The organism is Tamlana sedimenti (assembly GCF_038148895.1).
Taxonomy (GTDB): Bacteria; Bacteroidota; Bacteroidia; order Flavobacteriales; family Flavobacteriaceae; genus Tamlana.
Window position 1 is genome coordinate 57,454 of sequence record NZ_JBBVGQ010000005.1, and the last position, 22,265, is coordinate 79,718.

Annotated in this window: 21 protein-coding genes; 8 read left to right on the plus strand and 13 right to left on the minus strand. The window is 37.5% G+C overall.

Annotated elements, in window-relative coordinates:
* Window positions 1-7: 7 nt before the first annotated feature.
* From WJN01_RS12695 to hutH, 4 genes are all read right to left on the minus strand, one after another.
* Window positions 8-1,414, minus strand: coding sequence for a M20/M25/M40 family metallo-hydrolase (locus WJN01_RS12695; RefSeq protein WP_445197535.1), 1,407 nt, complete (start codon window positions 1,412-1,414; stop codon window positions 8-10).
* A 195-nt stretch (window positions 1,415-1,609) separates the two neighbouring features.
* Window positions 1,610-2,848 carry an imidazolonepropionase gene (gene hutI, locus WJN01_RS12700; protein ID WP_445197536.1) on the minus strand — a complete coding sequence of 413 codons (1,239 nt, stop codon included), beginning with the start codon at window positions 2,846-2,848 and terminating at the stop codon, window positions 1,610-1,612.
* Window positions 2,848-4,845, minus strand: coding sequence for a urocanate hydratase (gene hutU / locus WJN01_RS12705; protein ID WP_445197537.1), 1,998 nt, complete (start codon window positions 4,843-4,845; stop codon window positions 2,848-2,850). The genes hutI and hutU overlap by 1 nt, the downstream gene beginning before the upstream one ends.
* A gap of 8 nt (window positions 4,846-4,853) precedes the next feature.
* Window positions 4,854-6,344 carry a histidine ammonia-lyase gene (hutH, locus tag WJN01_RS12710; RefSeq protein WP_445197538.1) on the minus strand — a complete coding sequence of 497 codons (1,491 nt, stop codon included), beginning with the start codon at window positions 6,342-6,344 and terminating at the stop codon, window positions 4,854-4,856.
* Window positions 6,345-6,438: 94 nt separating this feature from the next.
* On the opposite strand from hutH, the gene WJN01_RS12715 reads away from it, so the two are divergent.
* The 3 genes from WJN01_RS12715 (at window position 6,439) to WJN01_RS12725 (ending at window position 10,169) form a co-directional block, all read left to right on the plus strand.
* Window positions 6,439-7,335: a LysR family transcriptional regulator gene (locus WJN01_RS12715; protein WP_445197539.1), complete on the plus strand. Its 897-nt coding sequence runs from the start codon at window positions 6,439-6,441 to the stop codon at window positions 7,333-7,335.
* A gap of 158 nt (window positions 7,336-7,493) precedes the next feature.
* Window positions 7,494-9,293, plus strand: a complete 1,800-nt coding sequence (locus WJN01_RS12720) for a DEAD/DEAH box helicase (protein ID WP_445197540.1) — start codon at window positions 7,494-7,496, stop codon at window positions 9,291-9,293.
* A gap of 99 nt (window positions 9,294-9,392) precedes the next feature.
* Window positions 9,393-10,169: a carboxypeptidase-like regulatory domain-containing protein gene (locus WJN01_RS12725; RefSeq protein ID WP_445197541.1), complete on the plus strand. Its 777-nt coding sequence runs from the start codon at window positions 9,393-9,395 to the stop codon at window positions 10,167-10,169.
* An 83-nt stretch (window positions 10,170-10,252) separates the two neighbouring features.
* Here WJN01_RS12725 and WJN01_RS12730 read toward each other — a convergent pair whose 3' ends face one another.
* Both WJN01_RS12730 and WJN01_RS12735 read right to left on the minus strand, forming a co-directional pair.
* Window positions 10,253-10,780 carry an SRPBCC family protein gene (locus WJN01_RS12730; RefSeq protein ID WP_445197542.1) on the minus strand — a complete coding sequence of 176 codons (528 nt, stop codon included), beginning with the start codon at window positions 10,778-10,780 and terminating at the stop codon, window positions 10,253-10,255.
* A 34-nt stretch (window positions 10,781-10,814) separates the two neighbouring features.
* Window positions 10,815-11,474: a TrmH family RNA methyltransferase gene (locus WJN01_RS12735; RefSeq protein ID WP_445197543.1), complete on the minus strand. Its 660-nt coding sequence runs from the start codon at window positions 11,472-11,474 to the stop codon at window positions 10,815-10,817.
* A 139-nt stretch (window positions 11,475-11,613) separates the two neighbouring features.
* Here WJN01_RS12735 and WJN01_RS12740 point away from each other — a divergent pair, with 139 nt between their 5' ends.
* Window positions 11,614-12,285 (plus strand): SIR2 family NAD-dependent protein deacylase, encoded by a 672-nt coding sequence (locus WJN01_RS12740; RefSeq protein WP_445197544.1) that lies wholly within the window; start codon window positions 11,614-11,616, stop codon window positions 12,283-12,285.
* A 15-nt stretch (window positions 12,286-12,300) separates the two neighbouring features.
* Here WJN01_RS12740 and WJN01_RS12745 read toward each other — a convergent pair whose 3' ends face one another.
* Both WJN01_RS12745 and WJN01_RS12750 read right to left on the minus strand, forming a co-directional pair.
* Complete coding sequence (locus WJN01_RS12745) at window positions 12,301-13,536, minus strand: glycosyltransferase family 4 protein (RefSeq protein WP_445197545.1); 1,236 nt, start codon at window positions 13,534-13,536, stop codon at window positions 12,301-12,303.
* 97 nt (window positions 13,537-13,633) lie between these two features.
* Window positions 13,634-14,107, minus strand: a complete 474-nt coding sequence (locus tag WJN01_RS12750) for a heme-binding domain-containing protein (protein WP_445197546.1) — start codon at window positions 14,105-14,107, stop codon at window positions 13,634-13,636.
* A 40-nt stretch (window positions 14,108-14,147) separates the two neighbouring features.
* On the opposite strand from WJN01_RS12750, the gene WJN01_RS12755 reads away from it, so the two are divergent.
* The 3 genes from WJN01_RS12755 (at window position 14,148) to WJN01_RS12765 (ending at window position 16,387) form a co-directional block, all read left to right on the plus strand.
* Window positions 14,148-14,714 (plus strand): HEAT-like fold family protein, encoded by a 567-nt coding sequence (locus WJN01_RS12755; protein WP_445197547.1) that lies wholly within the window; start codon window positions 14,148-14,150, stop codon window positions 14,712-14,714.
* Window positions 14,715-14,842: 128 nt separating this feature from the next.
* Window positions 14,843-16,186: an adenylosuccinate lyase gene (purB, locus tag WJN01_RS12760; RefSeq protein ID WP_445197548.1), complete on the plus strand. Its 1,344-nt coding sequence runs from the start codon at window positions 14,843-14,845 to the stop codon at window positions 16,184-16,186.
* A gap of 3 nt (window positions 16,187-16,189) precedes the next feature.
* Window positions 16,190-16,387: a hypothetical protein gene (locus tag WJN01_RS12765; RefSeq protein ID WP_445197549.1), complete on the plus strand. Its 198-nt coding sequence runs from the start codon at window positions 16,190-16,192 to the stop codon at window positions 16,385-16,387.
* Between the two features lie 53 nt (window positions 16,388-16,440).
* On the opposite strand, the gene WJN01_RS12770 is transcribed toward WJN01_RS12765, so the two are convergent.
* The 4 genes from WJN01_RS12770 to WJN01_RS12785 form a co-directional block, all read right to left on the minus strand.
* Window positions 16,441-16,983 carry a GFO_1091 family lipoprotein gene (locus WJN01_RS12770; RefSeq protein ID WP_445197550.1) on the minus strand — a complete coding sequence of 181 codons (543 nt, stop codon included), beginning with the start codon at window positions 16,981-16,983 and terminating at the stop codon, window positions 16,441-16,443.
* Window positions 16,984-16,996: 13 nt separating this feature from the next.
* Window positions 16,997-17,557, minus strand: coding sequence for a GFO_1090 family protein (locus WJN01_RS12775; RefSeq protein ID WP_445197551.1), 561 nt, complete (start codon window positions 17,555-17,557; stop codon window positions 16,997-16,999).
* Between the two features lie 73 nt (window positions 17,558-17,630).
* Window positions 17,631-18,122, minus strand: coding sequence for a PG0215 family putative anti-sigma factor (locus WJN01_RS12780; protein WP_445197552.1), 492 nt, complete (start codon window positions 18,120-18,122; stop codon window positions 17,631-17,633).
* Window positions 18,109-18,618 carry a GFO_1088 family ECF-type sigma factor gene (locus WJN01_RS12785; RefSeq protein ID WP_445197553.1) on the minus strand — a complete coding sequence of 170 codons (510 nt, stop codon included), beginning with the start codon at window positions 18,616-18,618 and terminating at the stop codon, window positions 18,109-18,111. The genes WJN01_RS12780 and WJN01_RS12785 overlap by 14 nt, the downstream gene beginning before the upstream one ends.
* A 143-nt stretch (window positions 18,619-18,761) precedes the next feature.
* On the opposite strand from WJN01_RS12785, the gene WJN01_RS12790 reads away from it, so the two are divergent.
* Window positions 18,762-20,246 (plus strand): GFO_1087 family putative carboxy terminal peptidase, encoded by a 1,485-nt coding sequence (locus WJN01_RS12790; RefSeq protein ID WP_445197554.1) that lies wholly within the window; start codon window positions 18,762-18,764, stop codon window positions 20,244-20,246.
* A gap of 123 nt (window positions 20,247-20,369) precedes the next feature.
* Here WJN01_RS12790 and WJN01_RS12795 read toward each other — a convergent pair whose 3' ends face one another.
* Complete coding sequence (locus WJN01_RS12795; RefSeq protein WP_445197555.1) at window positions 20,370-22,241, minus strand: TonB-dependent receptor plug domain-containing protein; 1,872 nt, start codon at window positions 22,239-22,241, stop codon at window positions 20,370-20,372.
* Window positions 22,242-22,265: the final 24 nt, after the last annotated feature.

Consider the following 22,265-nt stretch of genomic DNA (forward strand, 5'->3'; position numbering starts at 1 on the left):
AGATTTATCAGTTCTTTATAGTTTTTTTAGTTGAAATAGGATTAACACCATACTTATCAAATAAATAAACCAAGGCTGTCATAGTTGCGGCTCCTAGCTCCAGCTCTCTTTTATTAATGGCATCAAAAGTATCGTTACTGGCATGGTGATGGTCAAAGTATCGCTGGCTATCGGGTCGTAAACCGGCAAGTACATTAGATTCTGTTTTTAACGGGCCAACATCAGCACCGCTTCCTCCTTTTTCAAAATAGTGAATTAAATAAGGCTTGAATAATGGTTGCCAACTGAGCACTTGTTCAAAACTGGCATCTGTACAATCAAAACTGAACCCTCTAGGCGTAAACCCACCTGCATCACTTTCAAGTGCAAAAACATGGTTTTCGCCTTTTCGTTTTGCTTCTTCGGCATATTTATTTCCACCACGCAAACCGTTTTCCTCATTCATAAATAACACTACTCTTATGCTACGTTTTGGTTTTATTCCCGAATTCTTCAACAACCGCAACACATCCATAGATTGAACAACGCCCGCGCCATCATCGTGCGAACCATCCCCTAAATCCCAAGAATCCAAATGACCTCCAACAATCATATATTCGTTTGGGAATTCGCTCCCAGTAATCTCACCAATAACATTATACGATTGTACATCCTTTAACTGTTTGCAACTTTGCTTAAAATAAAATTTGGTTTCCTTATTCAATTTCAACATTGCGCTTAACAACTCTGAATCATTGGTGCTTATTGCCGCTGAAGGAATACGCTTTTCTACCGGTAAGTCCCCATAAGTCATGCTTCCGGTATGTGGTAAATCGTCCAAACGTAAATTCAGAGAACGTACTATCACACCAATTGCTCCATACTTCGTGGCCTCCATAGCCCCTTGGTAGCGTTGGTTGAAACACCCTCCATAAGCCTCAAATGTTTGGATTAAATCGGGTTGCATCGGGCGATTATAAAATACTATTTTGCCTTCTATATTCTCTTTTCCAAGTTTTTCAAGCTCTTCAAAATTCTTAACCTCAACCACATTGGCTTTTATACCCAATGCTGGTGTAGCAACCGAACCTCCCAAAGCGCATATATTCACATTGGTTGTTTTTCCTAGCGCACTTTCAATAAAAGCAAATTCTTTGGCTCCCCTAACCCATCTGGGCACCATTACGGGCTGCAACCAAACCTTATCGAGTCCTAATTTTTCAAGTTCCTCTTTGGTGTAAGCGACGGCTTTTTCTGCTCCTAACGAACCCGACAAGCGACTACCAATCTGATTGGAAAGATAATTTAACCAATCGTAACTTTTGCCATTGGCTAAGGATTGTGTATAAATGGTTTTTAAAACTTCTTGGTCCGTTTGGGCATTACCAATGGATATCAGGGAAAAAGTGAGCAAGGCTATTTTTAAAATCTTCATAAACTTGTTTTAAGCATAAAGATAATATTTCTACATAGTTGCGAAATAGCCTGAACTATAAATTTATGTTAATAGCATTTGGTGGTTGTGTTAACAATTGAATTCCTTCGACTGCGCTCAGGATAAACTCAATCCTTTTTTGAGGCACGAAAAAAAGATACAGTGGAAAGCGTGTTAAAATGCCCAAAAATATCTTTAAACAAATGCTTTACCATTTAAGTAAACATGCTCTATTTGATGATTTCCAAAAGCATAGGGAATAACATGACAAGAATTTATGGGCTTGGTTAAAATTAAATTTGCCCGTTTGCCAGTCGTTATAGAACCCACTTCCTTTTCTAAACCCATGGCATAGGCACCGTTTATAGTGGCTGCATTGATGGCTTCTTCGGGAGTCATTTTCATTTTAATGCACCCGGTTGACACCACAAAATTCATATTGCCCGAAGGTGATGAGCCTGGGTTATAATCTGTAGCTAAAGCCAAGGGTAAACCTACATCAATCATTTTTCGCGCTGGCGTATACGGAATGCCCAAAAAGAAGGAACAACCCGGTAACGCCACGGGCATGGTTTGAGTGCCCTTCAAAGCTTCAATATCTTCTTGTCCCATTTCCTCAAGATGGTCCACCGAAAGTGCGTGGTGCTTTACACCTGCATGCACACCACCAATGGATCTAAATTGGTTTACATGAATTTTTGGTATTAACCCGAACTGTTTCCCAACCTCTAAAATACGTTCAGTTTCATCAACCGAAAAATAACCTTCTTCACAAAATACATCAATATAATCAGCAAGTTTGGCTTCTGCCACCAACGGAATCATTTCATTGACAATGAGTTGTATATAACCTTCTTTATTGTTTTTAAATTCGGTTGGAACGGCATGTGCTCCTAAAAAAGTGGCTTTTATAGGCAGATTGAATTCTTCTTTTAAACGTTTGATAACGCGAAGCATTTTAAGTTCGGATTCTACACTCAAACCGTAACCCGATTTAATTTCGACGGCACCCGTGCCCAATGCGATAATTTCATTTAAGCGGACCTTAGTTTGTTGATATAAATCTTCTTCTGAAGTTTGCTGAAGTTTCTTAGCCGAATTTAAAATACCACCACCTCTTTTGGCAATTTCTTGGTAGGATAAGCCTTTTAATTTGTCTACAAATTCACTTTCACGGTTTCCTGCATAAACTAAGTGTGTATGCGAATCGCACCAAGCTGGCAATATTATTTTCCCTTTAGCATCAATGGTTTCATCAGTTTGAATATTGGGACAATTATCCATAACTCCGAAGTCTGCAATCAAACCATTTTCAACCAAAAGATAGGCATTTTTTACAGTTGGAAGCTCGTTCATAGCCTTTCCTGAAACAAATGCAACCGATTCATCCCGAACCTGAATGAGTTCTTTTATGTTTGTAAATAAGGTTTGCATTAAAATAAATTTTCCAATAAATCGTCTTCCACTAAGTTAGGCAAAGTTACCTTTAAATTGGGAGTGCGTTCCATTTCGCGTTTAATAGCAAATAAGGCTTCTTCATTTCTAGCCCAACTTCTGCGTGCAATCCCATTGTTTACGTCAAAAAACAACATACTTTTTAAACGTTCTTTTGCTTCCTTGGTGCCATCCAGCAACATACCAAAACCGCCGTTAATAACTTCGCCCCAACCAACACCACCGCCATTATGAATGGAAACCCAAGTAGCACCACGAAAGCTGTCGCCAATAACATTTTGTATGGCCATATCTGCGGTAAATTTACTGCCGTCATAAATATTGGATGTCTCTCGGTATGGGGAATCGGTGCCGCTTACATCATGGTGATCACGACCCAAAACAACAGGGCCAATATCTCCAGTTGCCACTGCATTATTAAAGGCTTCAGCTATTTTAGCCCTACCCTCTGCATCAGCATAAAGAATACGCGCTTGAGACCCAACCACCATATTGTTCTTTTTGGCATCCTTAATCCAAGTGATATTGTCTTGCATTTGAAGTTGAATTTCCTGAGGTGCATTTTCCATGATACCTTGAAGCACTTTCATGGCTATGTCGTCGGTTTTATCTAAATCCTCTGGTTTTCCAGAAGTACATACCCATCGGAAAGGACCAAATCCATAATCAAAACACATGGGGCCCAAAATATCCTGCACATAAGAGGGGTATTTAAAATCGATATTGTTTTCTGCCATCACATCTGCCCCTGCACGATAGGCTTCCAATAAAAAGGCGTTTCCGTAGTCGAAAAAATAGGTTCCTCTTTCAGCGTGCTTATTAATGGCTGCAGCATGCCGTCTTAAAGAGGCTTGTACTTTTTCCTTAAAAACTTCGGGGTTTTCACGAATCAATCGGTTGGATGCTTCAAAAGATAACCCAACAGGATAATACCCGCCAGTCCAAGGAATGTGCAACGACGTTTGGTCTGACCCCACATGGATAAAAATGTCTTCGTCATAAAAACGTTCCCAAACCTCTACTACATTGCCGATAAAAGCTATTGAAACGATTTCTTTTTGTTCTTGGGCCTTTTTAACTCGATTAACCAATTCATTCAAATTATCAACCAAAACATCCACCCAACCCTGCTCATACCGTTTTCTGGCTGCCTTTTCATTGACTTCGGCCGCAACAGTAATGCAGCCGGCAATATTCCCAGCTTTTGGCTGTGCCCCACTCATACCACCTAATCCTGCGGTTAAAAATATTTTTCCTGCAGGTGTTTCACCTTTCTGCAATTTCTTCCTAAAAGCATTCATAACTGTTATGGTGGTGCCATGGACAATACCTTGCGGGCCAATGTACATGAATGACCCTGCGGTCATTTGTCCGTATTGCGTAACACCAAGTGCATTGAATTTTTCCCAATCATCTGGTTTAGAATAATTGGGAATCATCATCCCATTTGTTACCACAACTCGTGGTGCGTTTTTAGACGATGGAAATAATCCCATAGGATGACCTGAATACATGTTTAGAGTTTGCTCGTCATTCATCCTTGCCAAATACTGCATGGTTAAAAGATACTGCGCCCAATTTTGAAAAACCGCACCATTACCCCCATAGGTAATTAATTCTTCGGGGTGTTGTGCCACAGCAGGGTTTAAATTATTTTGAATCATAAGCATGATAGCTGCCGCTTGCAACGATTTCGCAGGATATTCTCCGATACCACGAGCATACATTTTATAAGTTGGCTTAAATCGATACATGTAAATTCGACCGAAATCTTGCAATTCTTGAGCGAACTCCGGAGCCAATTCTTCATGCCACTTTTTAGGAAAGTATCTTAAAGCATTGCGAATAGCCAAACGCTTTTCATCGTTCGATAAAATATCCTTACGTTTTGGGGCTCTGTTAGCATCTGCCGGATAATTATATTTTGATGGCAATTCTTTGGGAATGCCTTGTAATATCTGTTCTTGAAACGTCATTTTTACTTTTATCTTAAATTGAAGGCTTTTTTCTTAACAAGCTCAATCATGTTATGGATGTCGTCTTTTAAAATTCTATCATCTTCTAATTTTGGGACTTTTATTCTGATGATTTTATGGTTTTCTTCAATGATATCTGAAAATGTATTTGGTCTTCTAAACTCCAAAGCTTGTGCGCCATACATCAATTCTATAGCCAGAATTTTTTCAAGATTTTCTAAAACCTGATTGAATTTACGCCCCGAAATACTGCCCATAGACACATGGTCTTCTTGCCCCAAAGAGGTGGGAATACTATCGGCCGATGGCGGAAAACACAATGATTTATTCTCAGTTACCAAAGCGGCTGTGGTGTATTGCGGAATCATAAAACCAGAATTCAATCCGCCGCCAGTAGTTAATAATCGCGGTAATCCAAACTTGCCTTCAATGAGTAAATAACATCTTCTATCTGAAATGTTTCCCAATTCGGCTGCAGCAATCGAACAATAATCTAAAGCCATGGCCAAAGGTTGCCCATGAAAATTGCCTCCAGAAATCGCTTCAGTTTCACTCAAAACAATAGGGTTATCGGTAACTGAATTCATTTCAATTTTGGTCAGTTTCAGCAAGTGATGATAGGCATTTCTTGAAGCGCCGTGTACTTGGGGAATGCATCGCATGGAATAAGGGTCTTGCACGCGTTCACAATTTTCATGCGAATCGACATTTTGGGACCTATAAAGCAACATCGTCATGCGCTCCGCAACTTCAATCGTACCTCTAAACGGTCGCAGTCTATGTAATTCGTCACGAAATGGCGCCGAACTTCCTTGATAGCCTTCAATACTGAAAGCACCACAAACATCGGCCAAATCCAATAGGTATTCCATCTTTTTCAAACCAATAATGGCATGAGCCAAAATAAATTGTGTCCCATTAATCAAAGCCAATCCTTCTTTAGCTTGCAATTCGATGGGTTTTAACTGATGTTTTTTTAACACCTCTTTTGCTGGAACAATTTCCTCGCCAACCCAAAATTCGCCTTCGCCAATCAATGGCAAAAACAAATGTGCTAATGGTGCCAAATCGCCAGAGGCACCTACCGAACCTTGCTCTGGCACTACAGGCAACAAATCGTTTTCAACAAAATAGATAATGCGCTCAATAACTTCCAATCGTATACCCGAAAACCCTTTGCTAAGGGCATGCACCTTGCAAATCATCATGAGTTTAGACAGTTGTTTGTCTATGGGTTTCCCAACACCAACCGCATGGGTTATGAGCAAGTTTTTTTGAAGCAGACTGGTTTCCTCTGGAGATATTTTAACATCACATAATGGACCAAAACCTGTATTAATGCCATATACAGGCTTGGTGGCATTTGCTATGGTTTCCACTTTTAGCCTACAATCATTAATGCTTTTAATGGCTTGCTCGGTTAGCGTTGTTTTTAAATCACCATTGGCAATAGCCAACACTTTATCTACCGTTAATTTGTCTATTCCGTATGCGAACATATTTAACTATCTATTTGTGACTGAATTTGATTTCTACAAAATTATTGATAATTTTGATGCTTAATAATACTATTTAATTCAATATTTAATAAGTATGAGTTATCAATTAGAACTACGCCACATAAACTATTTTTTAGCTGTAGCCAATGAATTGCACTTCAGGAAAGCCGCGGAAAAGCTGTTCATTTCACAACCAGGTTTGAGCCGACAAATAAAAGATATGGAAGAAAGTTTGGGTGTTAAGCTTTTTGACCGACACAACAGGCAGGTGAAACTAACCCATGTTGGACAGTACTTAAAAGAAGAACTCACCAAAAACCTAAAAAGTTTGGATGCTATTTTTCATCACGCCAAACTTTTGGAAGATGGTAAGGACGGGCAATTAAACTTTGGCTATGTGGGTTCTGCCATGCAACAAATTATACCCGATTTATTGGTAAATTTCACCAAAGACCATCCCAATATTCTCTTTAGTCTCAAGGAAATGGACAACACTAAACAAATTGAAGGATTACTTTCCCAAGATATAGATATTGGTTTTGTTAGACTAGAACGTGTTCCGAGAGGTTTGCAATTAAGACCTATTTTAAAGGAACCTTTTTGTTTGGTATTGCCTCAAGAACATCCATTAAATGCTTCAAATTTTAAACAGCTTTCTCAACTTAAGGACGAACACTTTATTCTGTTCGACCCCGAATACAGTGCATCCTATTACGAAAAAGTGATAGCCATTTTTGATGACAGCGGATTTTCACCCATCATATCCCACAACACCATTCACGCGGGTTCCATATACAAACTGGTTGAAAATAATTTTGGCGTTTCCATTGTTCCAAAATCCTTAGTAGACGAAAACAATTCTAAAATAAAATTCATTGAACTCAATAAAATTTCTCAAAGAACGGTACTTTCGGTCATCTGGAACAAAGACAACAGAAACCCCATTTTAAACAAAATTTTGACCCTAATTCATAACAAAAACATAAAATAGTCTAATTGACAAATAAAAGATTATCTTTGCCGCTTGAAACTCAAAAATTGAGTTAAATTCCTCAGGGTGAGGATGTGTTACTGGAAGTTTAGGTTTAAGTATGTCGATTCACTTCTTATGTAACACTGCATAACATAATCGAATACTTATACAAAAGAATGAGCACATTCCAAGATTTAGGTCTTAATGACAACCTATTGCAAGCCATTGCCGATTTAGGATTTACAAAACCCAGTGAAGTTCAACAAAAAGCCATTCCTATTCTATTGGAATCTGAAGGCGATTTAGTTGCTTTAGCACAAACTGGAACCGGAAAAACCGCAGCCTTTGGGTTTCCCATGCTTCAAAAAATTGATATTGACAGCAGAACTACTCAAGGTTTAATCTTATCTCCAACACGCGAACTTTGTCTGCAAATCACCAACGAAATGAAGCTTTACGGCAAGTACTGTAATGGCCTAAACGTAGTTGCGGTGTATGGCGGTGCAAGTATTACCGAGCAAGCCAGAGAAGTAAAGCGTGGCGCGCAAATTATTGTGGCTACCCCTGGTAGAATGAAGGATATGATTAGCCGAAATTTGGTTGATATCACTAAAATTGAATACTCCGTTTTAGACGAAGCCGACGAAATGTTAAACATGGGCTTCAAGGAAGACATTGATGATATCTTATCGCACACACCTGTTGATAAAAGCACTTGGTTATTTTCGGCAACCATGCCAAAAGAAGTGGCTGCCATTGCCAAAAACTTCATGTTCAATCCAAAGGAGATTACCGTTGGAAATAAAAACGAAAGTACCAGTCAAGTATCTCACGAATATTATTTGGTAAACGCCAGAGACCGCTACGATGCATTAAAACGATTGGCCGATGCCAATCCAGATATTTTTTCTGTGGTGTTCTGCCGTACAAAGCGAGATACCCAAAAAGTAGCCGAACAACTTATTGAAGATGGTTACAACGCAGGAGCACTCCATGGTGATTTAAGCCAAAACCAACGCGATTTGGTGATGAACGCTTTTAGAAAAAACCAAATCCAGATGTTGGTCGCAACCGACGTGGCTGCCCGCGGTATTGATGTGGATGATATTACCCACGTGATAAACTACCAATTGCCAGACGAAATTGAAACCTACACACACCGTTCAGGACGTACTGGTCGTGCTGGAAAAACCGGGGTTTCCATGGTTATTGTTTCAAAAAGTGAAGTGCGAAAAATTAAGAGTATAGAGCGCATCATTAAAAAGCAATTCGAGAAAAAGGAAATTCCTGATGGTATGGAAATTTGCGAAGTGCAATTAATGTCGCTTGCCAATAAAATCCACAACACGGAAATCAACCACGAAATCGATAAATATTTAACTAGTATCAACGCACTTTTTGCCGATACAACCAAGGATGAGTTAATCAAAAAGTTCTTTTCGGTTGAGTTTACCCGTTTTTACAATTACTATCAAAAAGCCAAAAACTTAAATGTTTCTGAAAATACAAGTGAACGTGATGGCGGTCGCGAATTTAAAGGTGGAGCCGATTCAACGCGCTACTTCATAAATGTTGGTGGAAAAGATGGTTTCGATTGGATGAAGCTGAAAGATTTCTTGAGAGAACAATTGGATTTGGGCAGAGACGATATTTTTAAAGTTGAGACCAAAGACAGCTTCTCATTTTTCAACACCGAAAATGAACTAAAAGAGAAAGTACTCTCCCATTTTACCGACTTTAAGCATGAGGGTCGCTTTGTAAATGTTGAAGTTTCTGAAAACCGAGGTGGTGGTAAAAAACGTGATGGCAAAAAAGGAAGAAAAAGACGCGAGGGTAAAAAAGGCCCAAAAAGAGAAGATTTTAAAGCAGGTTCAGGAAATAGAGGTGAAAGAAGACGTTCTGAAGGTAAATCGAAGCCAAGACGTTCCAATTCAGGTGATTTTGCAGCATCAAGGCCAAGACGTTCCAGAAGATAGTTAAACTTTTTTGTTAATGTTTAGTCAAAATAAACGCAGAAAAACTTTCCAAAGATTTTCTTTAGTAATTTTATCACTAAATTCGCGTTAATAAATGCTATGAAGAAACACCTACTGCTAATAACTTTTATACTTACTTCGGCTTTTGGTTTGGCTCAAGAAGCCGATAAAGTGTTAGGTGTTGTGATAAATGCTTCAGACGATACACCTCTTGAAAGTGTAAATATTGTTAACCTTAACCAGGTTATTGGTACTACAACAAATGCAGATGGTGAATTTCAAATTTCGGCAAAACCCAACGATACGCTTCATTTTTCCTATTTGGGTTTTAAATCCATAAAAGTTAGGGTAACCAATGACTGGCTAAAATTTGGGAGTTCAAAAATTGAATTAACCGAACTTGCCTTAGCGCTTGAAGAAGTGGTTGTTAACCAATTGAGATTAACAGGCTATTTGGAGGTTGACATCAAACAAGTTCCATTACCAAACGACAATTACCGATACAGTATTTCTGGCTTGGAAGGGACAGGTTACGAAGCTGGTAAAAAATCTACGTTGACCAAGGTTGTCGGTTCTATTTTTAACCCGGCCGATTTTCTGCACCGTATGTTTGGCAAAAAACCAAATGAACTGCGTAAGCTGAAAAAAATGAAGGAAGATGACGAAATCAGAAATTTATTGGCTTCACGTTTTGACCGCGAAATGCTGATGGTTTTATTGAATGTAGACCGTGTAGATTTAGATGAAATTGTGAACCAATGCAACTACTCCAAAGGATTTATACAAACAGCCAACGACCTTCAAATTCTCGATGCCATTAGTGAGTGCTATGAAGAATACAAGCTTTTAAATCGAGGGCGAAGCAACAGATTGTAAATAATAAAACAATATAAATGAAAAACGGAATCAAAAATTTTGATTCCGTTTTTTTATGCATTTGAATGTAAGGCTAACCCATTTTACTTTTCTAAAATTATTTTCAGGCTTGCCAACCCTTCCTCAAAATCTTTACCCACGGCCTTATCCATATTAAAAAACATAAAAAATACGTTTGAAGGTGGCTTGCTTTCACCTGAAAAACCCCAAACCACATTTGTTTTATTTAAGCCAAGAGCCTCGACTTTCAAGTAAGCATCCGATTCTGATTTCCAAGGTTTATAGAACCGCAATTTTGTTTTAAGGATATCATTTTCAACAACACCAACAATTTCCTGTTCCCCAGAACCCACATCTTTATTGCCTTCCCATTTTGCAACAAAACCTACCTCTCCATCAACCCCAAAAAACTCCTGTTTCATATTAGGGTCTTTCTTTTTCCACGGCGACCAGTGGTCCTGATTTTTTACATATTTTAAATAGTTATAAACATCTGAAATAGGCATATTGATGGTTATTCTTCTACTAACATCAAACTGCCTTGGCGCCACAAGGATTAAAATGATAAAAACAAAAGCAATTACCAAAAAAACATACAAAAGAATCATCATAACAATGGAGAATTAATTGGACTATTAAAGATAGTCAATTTTTGGCATCGTAATAGCGCTTTACAATGGCATCATAACTTTTTAACGTTTTCTTTATCCAATCCATTTGTTTTTCAAGTCGCTCATTTTCTGATAATTGCCAATGTATTTCAGTTTGCTTCAGTTTGGTGGTAACGTGTTGCAAAATAATGGCTGCCGAAACCGAAATGTTCAAACTTTCCGTAAAGCCAACCATAGGGATTTTCAAATAGCAATCGGCAGCATTCAGAACTTCTTCCGATAGGCCTTCTGTTTCTCTTCCAAAGAAAAAACATGATTTTTTTGTTTCGTCAAACTCGTGCAAAACGCAATCGTTGGTATGCGGTGTTGTGGCCACAATTTGATAGCCCTTTTGTTTTAAGTCTGCAATGCAATCTTTAACCGAATGATACCGATTTAAATCTACCCACTTTTGGGCGCCCATGGCAATTTCTCGGTCAATCCGCTTGGTATTACGTTCTTCGATTATGTTGACTTCCTGAATACCAAAAACGTCGCAACTTCTAATAACGGCACTGGTGTTGTGCAACTGGTACACATCTTCCGTGGCTACGGTAAAATGCTTCGTGCGTTGCGATAAAACATACTTAAAACGGTCAAGCCTTTTTGGGGTTAAATGGGTTTCTAAATGTTCCAGGAGTTTTAAATCTATCATAGCTTCAAAAATAAGAATTGTGTCATTACGAAGAACGAAGTGACGTGGTAATCTTTTTATTTAAAGTTCTATTTAAAAGATTTCTATATCGCACCCATGGCGTGATTCGCAATGACTTTAAAGTTATTATCTTTATGATATGAAACACCTTGTTGTACTTACAGGAGCGGGCATGAGTGCCGAAAGCGGCATTAAAACCTTTAGGGATGCTGACGGACTATGGGAAGGCCATGATGTTATGGAAGTGGCCACGCCCCAAGGTTTTGCGGCAAACCCCAGATTGGTTTTAGATTTTTACAACCAGCGCCGAAGACAACTTTTTGAAGTAAAACCCAACCAAGCCCATTTTGATTTGGCCGAACTTGAAAAAAATTATAAAGTAAGCATCATTACCCAAAATGTAGATGATTTGCACGAACGCGCAGGAAGCACCCAGGTGACCCATCTGCATGGCGAACTTTTAAAAGTGCGAAGTACCTACAACGAAACCGATATTTTGGAATGGAAAACCGATTTACTTTTGGGCGATACCTGTAAACTAGGTTACCAACTGCGCCCACATATTGTGTGGTTTGGTGAAGACGTACCCATGATTGAAAAAGCATTTGATATTTGTGAAACCGCAGATTTGTTGGCCATTATTGGCACCTCCATGCAAGTGTACCCTGCCGCAGGTTTAATGCATTATGTGCCACAAAACACCCCAACTTATTTTATTGACCCCAAACCCAATATTGCAAGCCAAAATAACTTAACCGTTATTTCAGAAACAGCTACTGTTGGGGTTAGACGGATGATGGGGTTGATTTAAAGGGCGCTTGTGAAATCAATCTTTATTCTTTTCCTCAATCCATTTGCCCATAAACTTACTGCTTTGCAAGGTATGGTGCTGTAGCATTTGCCCAGTAAAATTGTTTTGTCGTTTGTCGTCGAGTTGTTGCGATGTTTCTAAAATTGCCTTTAAAAACTTTTCTTGATGTTCGTTTTTATTAAATCGGGCATTGATAATCTCAAATCCGTTTTGCTGTTTTTCAGCCCAAAGTACCTCATTCTTATATAATTGCATTGCTTTTTCTGCAAAGGCTTCTGGCGTGTCTTCTATAAATCCATTGGGCGGTAACGCACTAAACATGCCTTCTGCCGCAATGGGTGTCATAACGCACGGCGTACCGTTTTGCATCGCGTCAACCAATTTGCCTTTTAGACCCGCACCAAACCTAAGCGGTGCTAAACATATTTTTGCACGCTGCATTACTTGGTTGACATCTTCAGCAAAACCTTTTATTAAAAACCCTTCTTTTTCGTTGTGCAGTTGATTCACTTTTTGCGAGGCATAAGCGCCGTAAACATGCAATTCAGCTTTTGGGAGTTGCTTGCGTATCAATGGCCAAATGGTTTCCTTTAAATATAAAACTGCATTATAATTGGGTTCATGCAAAAAATTGCCAATGGTTATAAAATGGCTTCGTTCTTGAAATTTTGGAAGCTTGTTAACATCTTCTTTTAAAATGACATCCAACATAAAAGGTAAATAAAACAACAGATTTTCATCAACTTTAAAATCTTGTTTAAGGATTTCCATTTCAGCTTCAGAAATGATTAAACTCAAATCACTTCGGTAAATACTAGCTATTTCGCGCTTTGCGTGGTCATTAAACAAATACGGCTTGTTGAAGACAACGCTATCTTTAAAAGCTTGCTGCCTGCCTTTTCGTAAACCATGCAAATCTTCAGTGTCTAAAATGCGAATGGCATTTGGGCAATGTTCGGCAACACGCCAACCAAATTGCTCCTCAACCATAAAGCGGTCAAAAAGTACCACATCGGGTTGCAGCCCTTTCAAAAATTCATCAAAACTGTAATGGTTTAATTTTATGGGTACTTGCGAAACCTCAATTGAGGTTAAGTCAAATGCGTTTTCACTTTTCGCACAGGCACTAGCAAAGGATATTTGGTAATTTTGCCCCTTAAAAAATTCAATAAGCTGCATCATTCGGCTACCGGCAGCAGAACTTTTTGGCTCTGGCCATACAAAACCAATAATAAGAAGTTTTTTAGCCACTAATTCAAGAATGTTTTATCTGGCAACAATTGTAAATCACAAAGTTATCTTACACAACGCTTTCACTTCCCCTTTGGGGAAGTATAGGATGGGGCTTCTACTCTGGCTCTGCAGCAATACTGTACTTAAACCGTACCATTTTTGCCCAATCTAAAACAGATTTTATTTGTTCGTCACTTAATCTAGCTTCAGTGTGCGTCCAAGTGTATGAAGGCAATGGCATATCCTTTTCTTCAACCATTTCAATGAGTTCTTCAAATTTATGGTCTTTTCGCTTAATGGAATTATCTACCCAATTAGAAAAATTAAAATGCTTTTTACCGTCCTTAACATGGGCAGCCAACCAATAATTTACAGGGGTAATATTGTTGTACCACGGGTATCGAGTAACATCGCTATGGCAATCGTAACAAGTCTCCTCTAAAATCAGTTTTACATCCTCTGGCGGATTGGTTTCAGCCAAAAAAGGTTCAATGGAACTTAAATCACCCTGATTTTTCTCTGGTCCGAAAAATTGGGCAACTACAAACAAGAGTGCCAATACCAAAAGTATTTTTTTTATCGTCTTCATTTTAATATTTTTAATTGCATATAAAAATAACAAAATCGTTTTGACTACCACCGAACTTTACGATGAATTAAATAACGTAGATCACTCCCACGGTAAAAGGTTGTTTTATGCCAATTTGGTGATTGGAAATCCCGATTTATTGCCCAAACTTTTGGAAATTCTTTTTAAAGTAGAAGATAAAATGTCTGATCGTGCAGCTTGGGTTTTCGAATTTGTTTGCAGGAAAAATATCGAACTTATCATCCCCCTTTTGAACACATTTACAGAAAATATCGCGAAAGTCCGAAGAGATTCCGCAGTGCGCCCAGTTGCCAAAATTTGTGAGCTTGTAGTTTTGGCTTATTATGATAAAGCAGATAACCCCTTAAAATCGGCACTGACCAACACGCACAAAGAGCGCATTATCGAAACCTGTTTTGACTATATGATCAATAACCAAAAAGTTGCTGTCAAGGCCTACTCTATGCAAACTTTATATCTATTGGGCAAAGATTATGATTGGGTTCACCCAGAACTAAGGTTAATTCTGGAACGCGATTTTTACGAACAAAGTGCCGCTTTTAAGGCACGGGCCAGGCATATTTTAAAGAAAGTGAAGAAAGGCTAAAAAGACCAAATACCACTGATGTGAAAAAATAAAATTTCCAATCAAATTAAGGGATCAAACTTACCTCTTCTAGCTTCGTACTTCTAACTTTCTTTCCTATCTTTGCAACCTTAAAATTCAAACCGAATATGTCATTATCACCACTCAACGCCATTTCTCCAATTGACGGGAGATACAGAAGTAAAGTAAGCGAGCTAGCCCCCTATTTTTCTGAAGAAGCTTTAATAAAATATCGTGTTTTAGTTGAAATAGAATATTTTATTGCACTTTGTGAAATTCCGCTAACTCAACTTAAGTCGGTCGACCATGGCATTTTTGATAGTTTGATGGCTATTTACCAAGATTTTTCAAAGGAAGACGCTTTGGCCATCAAAAAGATTGAAAGCATTACCAACCATGATGTTAAGGCTGTTGAGTACTTTATCAAAGAGAAGTTTGATAAGTTAGGTTTGAGCCAGTTCAAGGAATTTATTCACTTCGGGCTTACCTCACAAGACATAAACAACACGGCCATTCCTTTAAGCCTAAAGGAAGCCATGAACAACGTTTATGTACCCGAATATTTGATTGTTTTAAATAAGTTAAAAGATTTATCTAAAGATTGGGCATCAATTTCCATGTTGGCGAGAACGCACGGGCAACCGGCATCTCCTACCCGATTGGGAAAAGAAATTCAGGTTTTTGTAACCCGTTTGGAAGAACAATTCAATCTATTGAACGATATACCAAGTGCCGCTAAATTTGGTGGGGCAACCGGTAATTTTAACGCCCACCATGTGGCATACCCAAATATTGATTGGAAAGCCTTTGGAAGCAAATTTGTTCAAGAAAAATTAGGGTTGCAACATTCTTTCCCAACAACTCAGATTGAGCATTACGACCATATGGCCGCTTTGTTTGATACCTTGAAGCGCATAAATACGATTATCATTGATTTAGACCGAGATATCTGGACCTACGTTTCAATGGACTATTTCAAACAAAAAATTAAAAAAGGGGAAGTTGGCAGTTCGGCCATGCCGCACAAGGTAAACCCTATTGATTTTGAAAATTCTGAAGGTAATTTGGGTATTGCCAATGCTGTTTTTGAGCATCTTGCCGCAAAATTGCCAGTTTCAAGATTACAACGCGATTTAACCGACAGTACCGTTTTACGAAATGTTGGCGTACCATTTGGCCATACTCTTATTGGATTTAAATCTACCCTTAAAGGTTTGAACAAACTTTTATTGAACGAAAGTAAGTTTGCCGAAGATTTAGAAAACAATTGGGCCGTTGTAGCCGAAGCCATTCAAACCATATTGCGTCGTGAAGGTTACTCAAACCCTTATGAAGCTTTAAAGGGATTGACAAGAACAAATTCCAAAATAAACCAGGACTCCATTTCAAATTTTATTGATACCTTAGAGGTATCCAATACAATAAAAGACGAATTAAAACGTATTACACCCAGTAACTACACCGGAATTTAATTTATGTTAAGCGACAAGCAATCTTTAATACTTTCAGGAATAATGGCCATTGGCATTTTTGTTTTTGGAATTTTAGACATCTTAGATAATTTTGTTGTTTTAACACTCATGACCATTGCCTTCTTCACGATTATTCTCAATCTTCTTTACTTGAGCTCTAAATCGGAAGAAGAACCACAGGAGCAAGAATTAGATGAATAAAAAAAGACAACCCATAAAACTGGGTTGCCTTCTCATATCAACATAACTATATATTACTTGAAGAAATTTGTAATGCGCTCAATTTGAGCTTCTTCAAGATTTGCGTTTTGCATGGCGTTTATTAAGGTTATCATTTTATCGGGACTCATGTCGTCTCCCAAAATCCTAACAATGGCAAAGCCTAATTCTTTTGAATTTCCAAAGAGAATAACCTCATCTGCTTCGTCATCCGTTCCTATATACTTCACCTGTATTTTATTGCCTTTATCGCTAAATTCCATTAAATCGTTGTACTTGCTGTCACTCAAAATAGTCTTAACCTTGACAAGTTCGGCTTCGTAAGAAGTGACATCTTTTTCATTGGCTTTGTAGCCTAAAAAATTCAATTTATCCACCGAATCATATGCCTCCTTTTGTTCTTCAGTAAAACCAGATTTATCAATTTCTATCATCGATAATGGAAAATCCTGGGATATGAAGTTCTTGGCTTCTTGATGGTCTACATAATAGCGTTGCAAACTAACTTCATTACCGCAGCTTGATAAAAAAACTGCGGTAATTAAAGTATAAACTAAATATTTAAATGTTCGTTGCATGATTGATGGTTTCTTATTTTCCTTTTTCTAGATGCTCGCCACCAGGAATATTCATTTTTGATGTAAGCTTAGATATTTCGTTCAAATCGATATCGCCAGTTAAAGCAACAACAACGGTTTCAATTTTACGCTCCTTCCCATTAATTTCAATATTGCTTTCTATCTTTTTATCAATACCATTCACAAAAATTAAAAGCTCCTTAACATGGTCGGCATCCCTGCCTTCTTTTACATAAAAGTTAACCTCAGTGCCGTCGTCTCTTACTTCCATAAGCTCCTCTAAACTACTTGAACGCGATTTAACCCATTTGGCAATATCTGTTGATATTACTTTATTATCGGTTACTATGGTTTTAAAGCTGGTAATACTTTTTACCATATCCATGTAAGCCTTGGCTTCGGCATCATCGGTATCAATGCCAATTTTGGCTATCATTTGAAACATTTTTGGTTTAATGTTTACATAAGTTACATCTACATTTTCACTGTATTTTTCGAAGATGTCTTTTTGGGCCATTCCCACTAAAGGCATTAACATAATGGCCATTACGAATACGATTAATTTATTTTTCATTGTTCTTGTTTTTAAGTTGTTTTTTTCTGTTCGTTTCTTTTTTTGATTCATACTGAAACTGGTTCAGTACATGTTAATTTTTAAAAATTATATTTTTTGTGTTTTCGATTTCGTTGAGATACCCCAAAGTTGATGTTCCTTTGTTCATTTCATTTAAGTACCCAACGGTTGATGTGCCTTTGTTAAGTTTTTCAGAAATCATCGCTAACGATCTTGAAACCTCTTCAAAAGCTTTTTCTGGTTCACAGTACGTACCTACTAAATCCGTTTCACAAGAATCGACATTAAAAAGTGGCATCGTAAAATAAACCCCCAACATTAGAACCGCTACGGCTGCGACAGAAATCCATTTGTAATTAAATATACGTTTGGTGTTTAATGGAATGTCTTTAGTAAACTGTTCCTGCTGATTTACCAAAAAATACGCAAACATGGGTTTATAATGCTCTAAATGCGGCGCAACCGTGTCGCTGATAAAATAGTTTTTCAACACTTGCTCTTCTTTTAGGGTGGTTTCACCGTTTTCGTACTTTTCCAGTAATTTTTCTATATTATTTAATACCATAATTATGAGTAATAGTTAATTGTTCACGAATTGTTTTTCTCGCTCTTGATAAGGCTACACGTACCGCTGTATTATTCATATCCAGCATTTTGGCAATCTCATCAAAATCATATTCTTCTATATCCCTCAATTGAATAATCATGCGTTGCTGTTCTGGTAGTTCTTCAATAATTTTCGACACCCAATTTACACTGTCATTCAACTCAACTTGCTTTTGTAATGCTGTCTGCTTATCCTCGTAATTGCTATGTACAATCTTTAAGTTCTGCGCTTGCTTTGATTTTAACTTATCAAAACAATAATTTTTTGTCATCGTCATGGAAAAGGCTTCAACGTTTTTATACTCTTGAATCTTTTTCTTGTTATTCCACAATTTCAACAGAACTTCTTGAGTTGCATCTTCAGCTTCCTCTGTAGATACTAGCAATCGTTTGGCTAAACGAAACACTTTATCCTTAAAGGGCATTACTATATTTAAAAACTCTGTTTGAGTCATTCTGATTGGTTTACTGAAACAGCTTGGTTATTGCTATTTGATATTACGACGAACCACATTCCATTTTGTTACAAAAATTTTTTATATCGCAATAATGTAAGTATTTTTAGAGTTTTATAGACTACTTATATTAAAAATGCTTTATGAAAAATTTAAAAGCCCTAATCCTACTTTTTACAGTTTCTGTTCTGTCTTTCAGTTGTTTTGAAGATAACGATGATGTACCTATTACCACAAGTGAAATAAACGATTTTGTTTGGAAAGGCATGAATCTTTTTTACTTGTATAAAGACAATGTGCCTGATTTGGCCAATGACCGTTTTTCCAGCAATTCCCAATATGCCAACTATTTGGATGGTTTTAACAGCCCGGAAAGTTTATTTGAAAGCTTGATTTACCAAAGGCAAACCATAGACCAATTTAGCTGGATTACTCCAGACTATTTTGCCAATGAAGATCTTTTAAATGGCAAAGGGCTTACTAACGGTATGCAATACACCTTTATTAGTCGTTCAAGCACGGACCCAACAAGATATGGCATTATATTATATGTTTTACCAGATAGTGACGCTGATAACAAGGGTTTAAAACGTGGTGATATTTTTTATGCCGTAAATGGTACAGAGTTATACTATAATTCACCTGCAGACAACAATTATTCTCTATTAAACGATACAAACTACAGCATAGACCTTGGCACATACAACACCAATGGTACTCCTGATACGGCTGATGATTCGGTTACTCCGCTTGGAACATCTGTAGCATTAACCAAAGAGGAACTCACCGAAAACCCAATACACGTTAGCAAGGTTTTAAACGTTGGTGGCAAATCTATTGGCTATTTAATGTACAATGGGTTTAACGGAAGTTCTGCAGAATTAAACAATGTTTTTGCCACATTCAAATCTGCTGGCGTAACAGATTTGGTTATAGATTTAAGGTATAACCCAGGTGGATTTACCAGTAAAGCTATTTTGTTGACTAGTTTAATAACTGGCCAATTTACTGGTGAAGTACTTAATATAGATCAATTTAATAATGCATTACAAGCTGAGTTTGAAGCAAGCAATCCTGAATTTTTGGAAGACAAGTTTATTGACAATGAAAACGGTCTGTCGTTAAATAGTTTAAACCTGAGTAAAGTTTATTTTTTAACGACCAGATGGAGCGCTTCTGCAAGTGAGTTTACCATCAATTCTTTGACTCCATACATTGATGTTGTTCAAATAGGTTCAAATACGCGAGGTAAATATCAAGGTTCTTGGACGTTATATGATTCTCCAAATTTTCTAAAAGAAGGTGCCAATCCAAACCATACTTACGCCCTTCAACCGTTGATATTTAAATACTCAAACATCCAAGGTAATACTGATTTTATTGATGGACTTCCACCCGATACGATGTTAAACGAAACCAGATTGAACTTAGGTATTTTAGGTGATGAAAACGAACCGCTTTTAGCTGAGGCTATTTCGCAAATTACGTCAAGTGGCAAACAAATCAGCACCAAATCTGAAAGCATTGACGCCCATAGTCCATTTGAAGTATTGCAATCGGCCAATGGCAAATTAATAGATGATAGAGAAATTCCTTTGGATATCATTCAACCTATATTTTCTAAATAAGTACAAAATTTTAGATTTTCGTTTTTCATTTTAAACGAATTGTTTCTTAAAACAAAAATCCCCGAGGTATTGCCGCGGGGATTTTTGTTTTAAAATTTAATGAAACACCTTTTTTTAAGGTTTCTATAAATTAATATTTAGACCTAAACTTATGTTTCTTCCTTTGGTTGTGTAGCCCAAAATCTCGAAATAATCTTCATTGAACAAATTGCTAACATTTGCAAAAAACTTTAACCTATTTTCGATTAACCTGTGACTAAAATATAAATCGATTAAAGAAAAAGCGTCCAATTGCACATCTTGGTAGGTTGAAAAATCAGTATCTGTTCTTCTACCAACAAATTGATAGTTTATGGATGCAAATGTATTTTTACAAAAATTATAGCCCAAACTCGCATTGGCTTTATGCTTGGGCACTCGCAAGCGCACGCCATCTTTTACCTCAGTAAAGGTATAATTGGCACTGACCGTTAAACCTTTTATAAAGTTAACTTCTGTTTCTGCCTCAATACCGTGAACCGTTGCTTCTGTGCTAGCATTTTCATAAGCACTGGTATAGATAATCGTGTTCTGTTCCTTTCGGTTAAAATAAACGCCATTTAAACGAAATCCTTGTTTTTTGCTGAATTCAAATCCGCCTTCAATGGTTTTATTCTCTTCTGGTTCCAAGTTAGGGTTAGCGCCAAAAAAACCGAATAATTGAGATAAATTAGGCGCAATAAACGATGTGGCATAAGAGCCAAAAACCTTTGTATAACCATCGTTCACCGAAACGCTGTATGATGGATTTAGACTATACACAAAATGAGAGCCATATTCACTGTAGGTGTTATACCGCGCACCAGTATTAATGTTCAAACCAAAATCAGACACATAAACCATATTGATGTATGGATCTGTGTTGGTAAAGCCTTCCTCATCAACAAACAAACTTTTGTAATTGCCATAATTTACACCCAAAATGGTGTAGAAAGCATCATTAAAAACATATTTATTAAACGCATCCAACACATAACTTTCTGCTTCATGTATTGAAGAAAAATCAGAGATGGTCTCTCGGTCGATCTTGGTGTAAGCTGCATTAATTTGAAAACTTCCGTGTTCGTAGCTAATTTTCGGGGACAAACCTACTCGTTTTTGTCGCGAACTATATTTATAGTCCGTATCTGAAAAGGTGTAAGTTGGCGGAGGGAAACCATCAATATCAGATTTAAAATTATCGTAAGTCGCAAATGCGGTCAATTCAAAAGATTTACAAAACCCATAACCCAATTTCATATTTACGTTATACCTTGAAAAAGGGTCTTTCTCTGGGTTATCTGACTTTGCCCCTGATAACCCATCGGCATATCGGTTTCCAAAACTTGCCAAATAGGTCAGCTTCTTTACCGACCCATTAACCGAAACGTTATTGATAAAACTAGCTCCGTTATAATTTAAATCATCTTGGGTTTGGTTGGTCCCAACAACAGTTAAAAAACTCCCTGAAAAACTATCCTCTGAAACCTTTTTTGTCGTAATGTTTATCACAGCCGTAGCAGCCGCATTTCCATAAAGTGTACTGGCCGCCCCTTTTATGATTTCTATAGATTCAACAGTGTTTAAGTCTAACAGCCTCAAATCATAATCATTAGAAACACTTGAGGGGTCGTTTATTTGAATACCATCAATAAGCACTAAAACTTGTCGGTTGTTTCCACCCCTAATATAATTCCCAAGATTTTGACCTTCAACACCACGGCTTCCGTTAATTTCTATGCCACTTTTTGTATTGATTAATTCGGGAATGGAACGCCCTTGGTTGTTTTCAAGTTCTTTTCTGGAAATCTTAATAACCGTTTTACCTGAATTTTCTCTTTTCAATTCAAAACGGGAATCTGAAACTACAATTTCATCTAGCTGTTCTACCGTTGTTGAATCGATTTGGCTTTGCGAAAAACCAACCATAGACATACCAAAACACAGCACGCCTAAAACACTTGTTTTTTTGTTCATTTTAATGAATAATTACTCGAGAAT

What these genes read in the sequence shown, in the direction of transcription:
- WJN01_RS12725 (WP_445197541.1), top strand. Translation starts at nt 9,393, where the DNA reads ATGAAGAAACACCTACTGCTAATAACTTTTATACTTACTTCGGCTTTT.
- WJN01_RS12785 (WP_445197553.1), bottom strand. Translation starts at nt 18,618, where the DNA reads ATGACTCAAACAGAGTTTTTAAATATAGTAATGCCCTTTAAGGATAAA.
- purB (WP_445197548.1), top strand. Translation starts at nt 14,843, where the DNA reads ATGTCATTATCACCACTCAACGCCATTTCTCCAATTGACGGGAGATAC.
- WJN01_RS12770 (WP_445197550.1), bottom strand. Translation starts at nt 16,983, where the DNA reads ATGCAACGAACATTTAAATATTTAGTTTATACTTTAATTACCGCAGTT.
- WJN01_RS12740 (WP_445197544.1), top strand. Translation starts at nt 11,614, where the DNA reads ATGAAACACCTTGTTGTACTTACAGGAGCGGGCATGAGTGCCGAAAGC.
- WJN01_RS12735 (WP_445197543.1), bottom strand. Translation starts at nt 11,474, where the DNA reads ATGATAGATTTAAAACTCCTGGAACATTTAGAAACCCATTTAACCCCA.
- hutH (WP_445197538.1), bottom strand. Translation starts at nt 6,344, where the DNA reads ATGTTCGCATACGGAATAGACAAATTAACGGTAGATAAAGTGTTGGCT.
- WJN01_RS12795 (WP_445197555.1), bottom strand. Translation starts at nt 22,241, where the DNA reads ATGAACAAAAAAACAAGTGTTTTAGGCGTGCTGTGTTTTGGTATGTCT.
- WJN01_RS12720 (WP_445197540.1), top strand. Translation starts at nt 7,494, where the DNA reads ATGAGCACATTCCAAGATTTAGGTCTTAATGACAACCTATTGCAAGCC.
- WJN01_RS12750 (WP_445197546.1), bottom strand. Translation starts at nt 14,107, where the DNA reads ATGAAGACGATAAAAAAAATACTTTTGGTATTGGCACTCTTGTTTGTA.
- hutI (WP_445197536.1), bottom strand. Translation starts at nt 2,848, where the DNA reads ATGCAAACCTTATTTACAAACATAAAAGAACTCATTCAGGTTCGGGAT.
- WJN01_RS12695 (WP_445197535.1), bottom strand. Translation starts at nt 1,414, where the DNA reads ATGAAGATTTTAAAAATAGCCTTGCTCACTTTTTCCCTGATATCCATT.
- WJN01_RS12775 (WP_445197551.1), bottom strand. Translation starts at nt 17,557, where the DNA reads ATGAAAAATAAATTAATCGTATTCGTAATGGCCATTATGTTAATGCCT.
- WJN01_RS12715 (WP_445197539.1), top strand. Translation starts at nt 6,439, where the DNA reads ATGAGTTATCAATTAGAACTACGCCACATAAACTATTTTTTAGCTGTA.
- WJN01_RS12780 (WP_445197552.1), bottom strand. Translation starts at nt 18,122, where the DNA reads ATGGTATTAAATAATATAGAAAAATTACTGGAAAAGTACGAAAACGGT.
- hutU (WP_445197537.1), bottom strand. Translation starts at nt 4,845, where the DNA reads ATGACGTTTCAAGAACAGATATTACAAGGCATTCCCAAAGAATTGCCA.
- WJN01_RS12765 (WP_445197549.1), top strand. Translation starts at nt 16,190, where the DNA reads ATGTTAAGCGACAAGCAATCTTTAATACTTTCAGGAATAATGGCCATT.
- WJN01_RS12730 (WP_445197542.1), bottom strand. Translation starts at nt 10,780, where the DNA reads ATGATGATTCTTTTGTATGTTTTTTTGGTAATTGCTTTTGTTTTTATC.
- WJN01_RS12790 (WP_445197554.1), top strand. Translation starts at nt 18,762, where the DNA reads ATGAAAAATTTAAAAGCCCTAATCCTACTTTTTACAGTTTCTGTTCTG.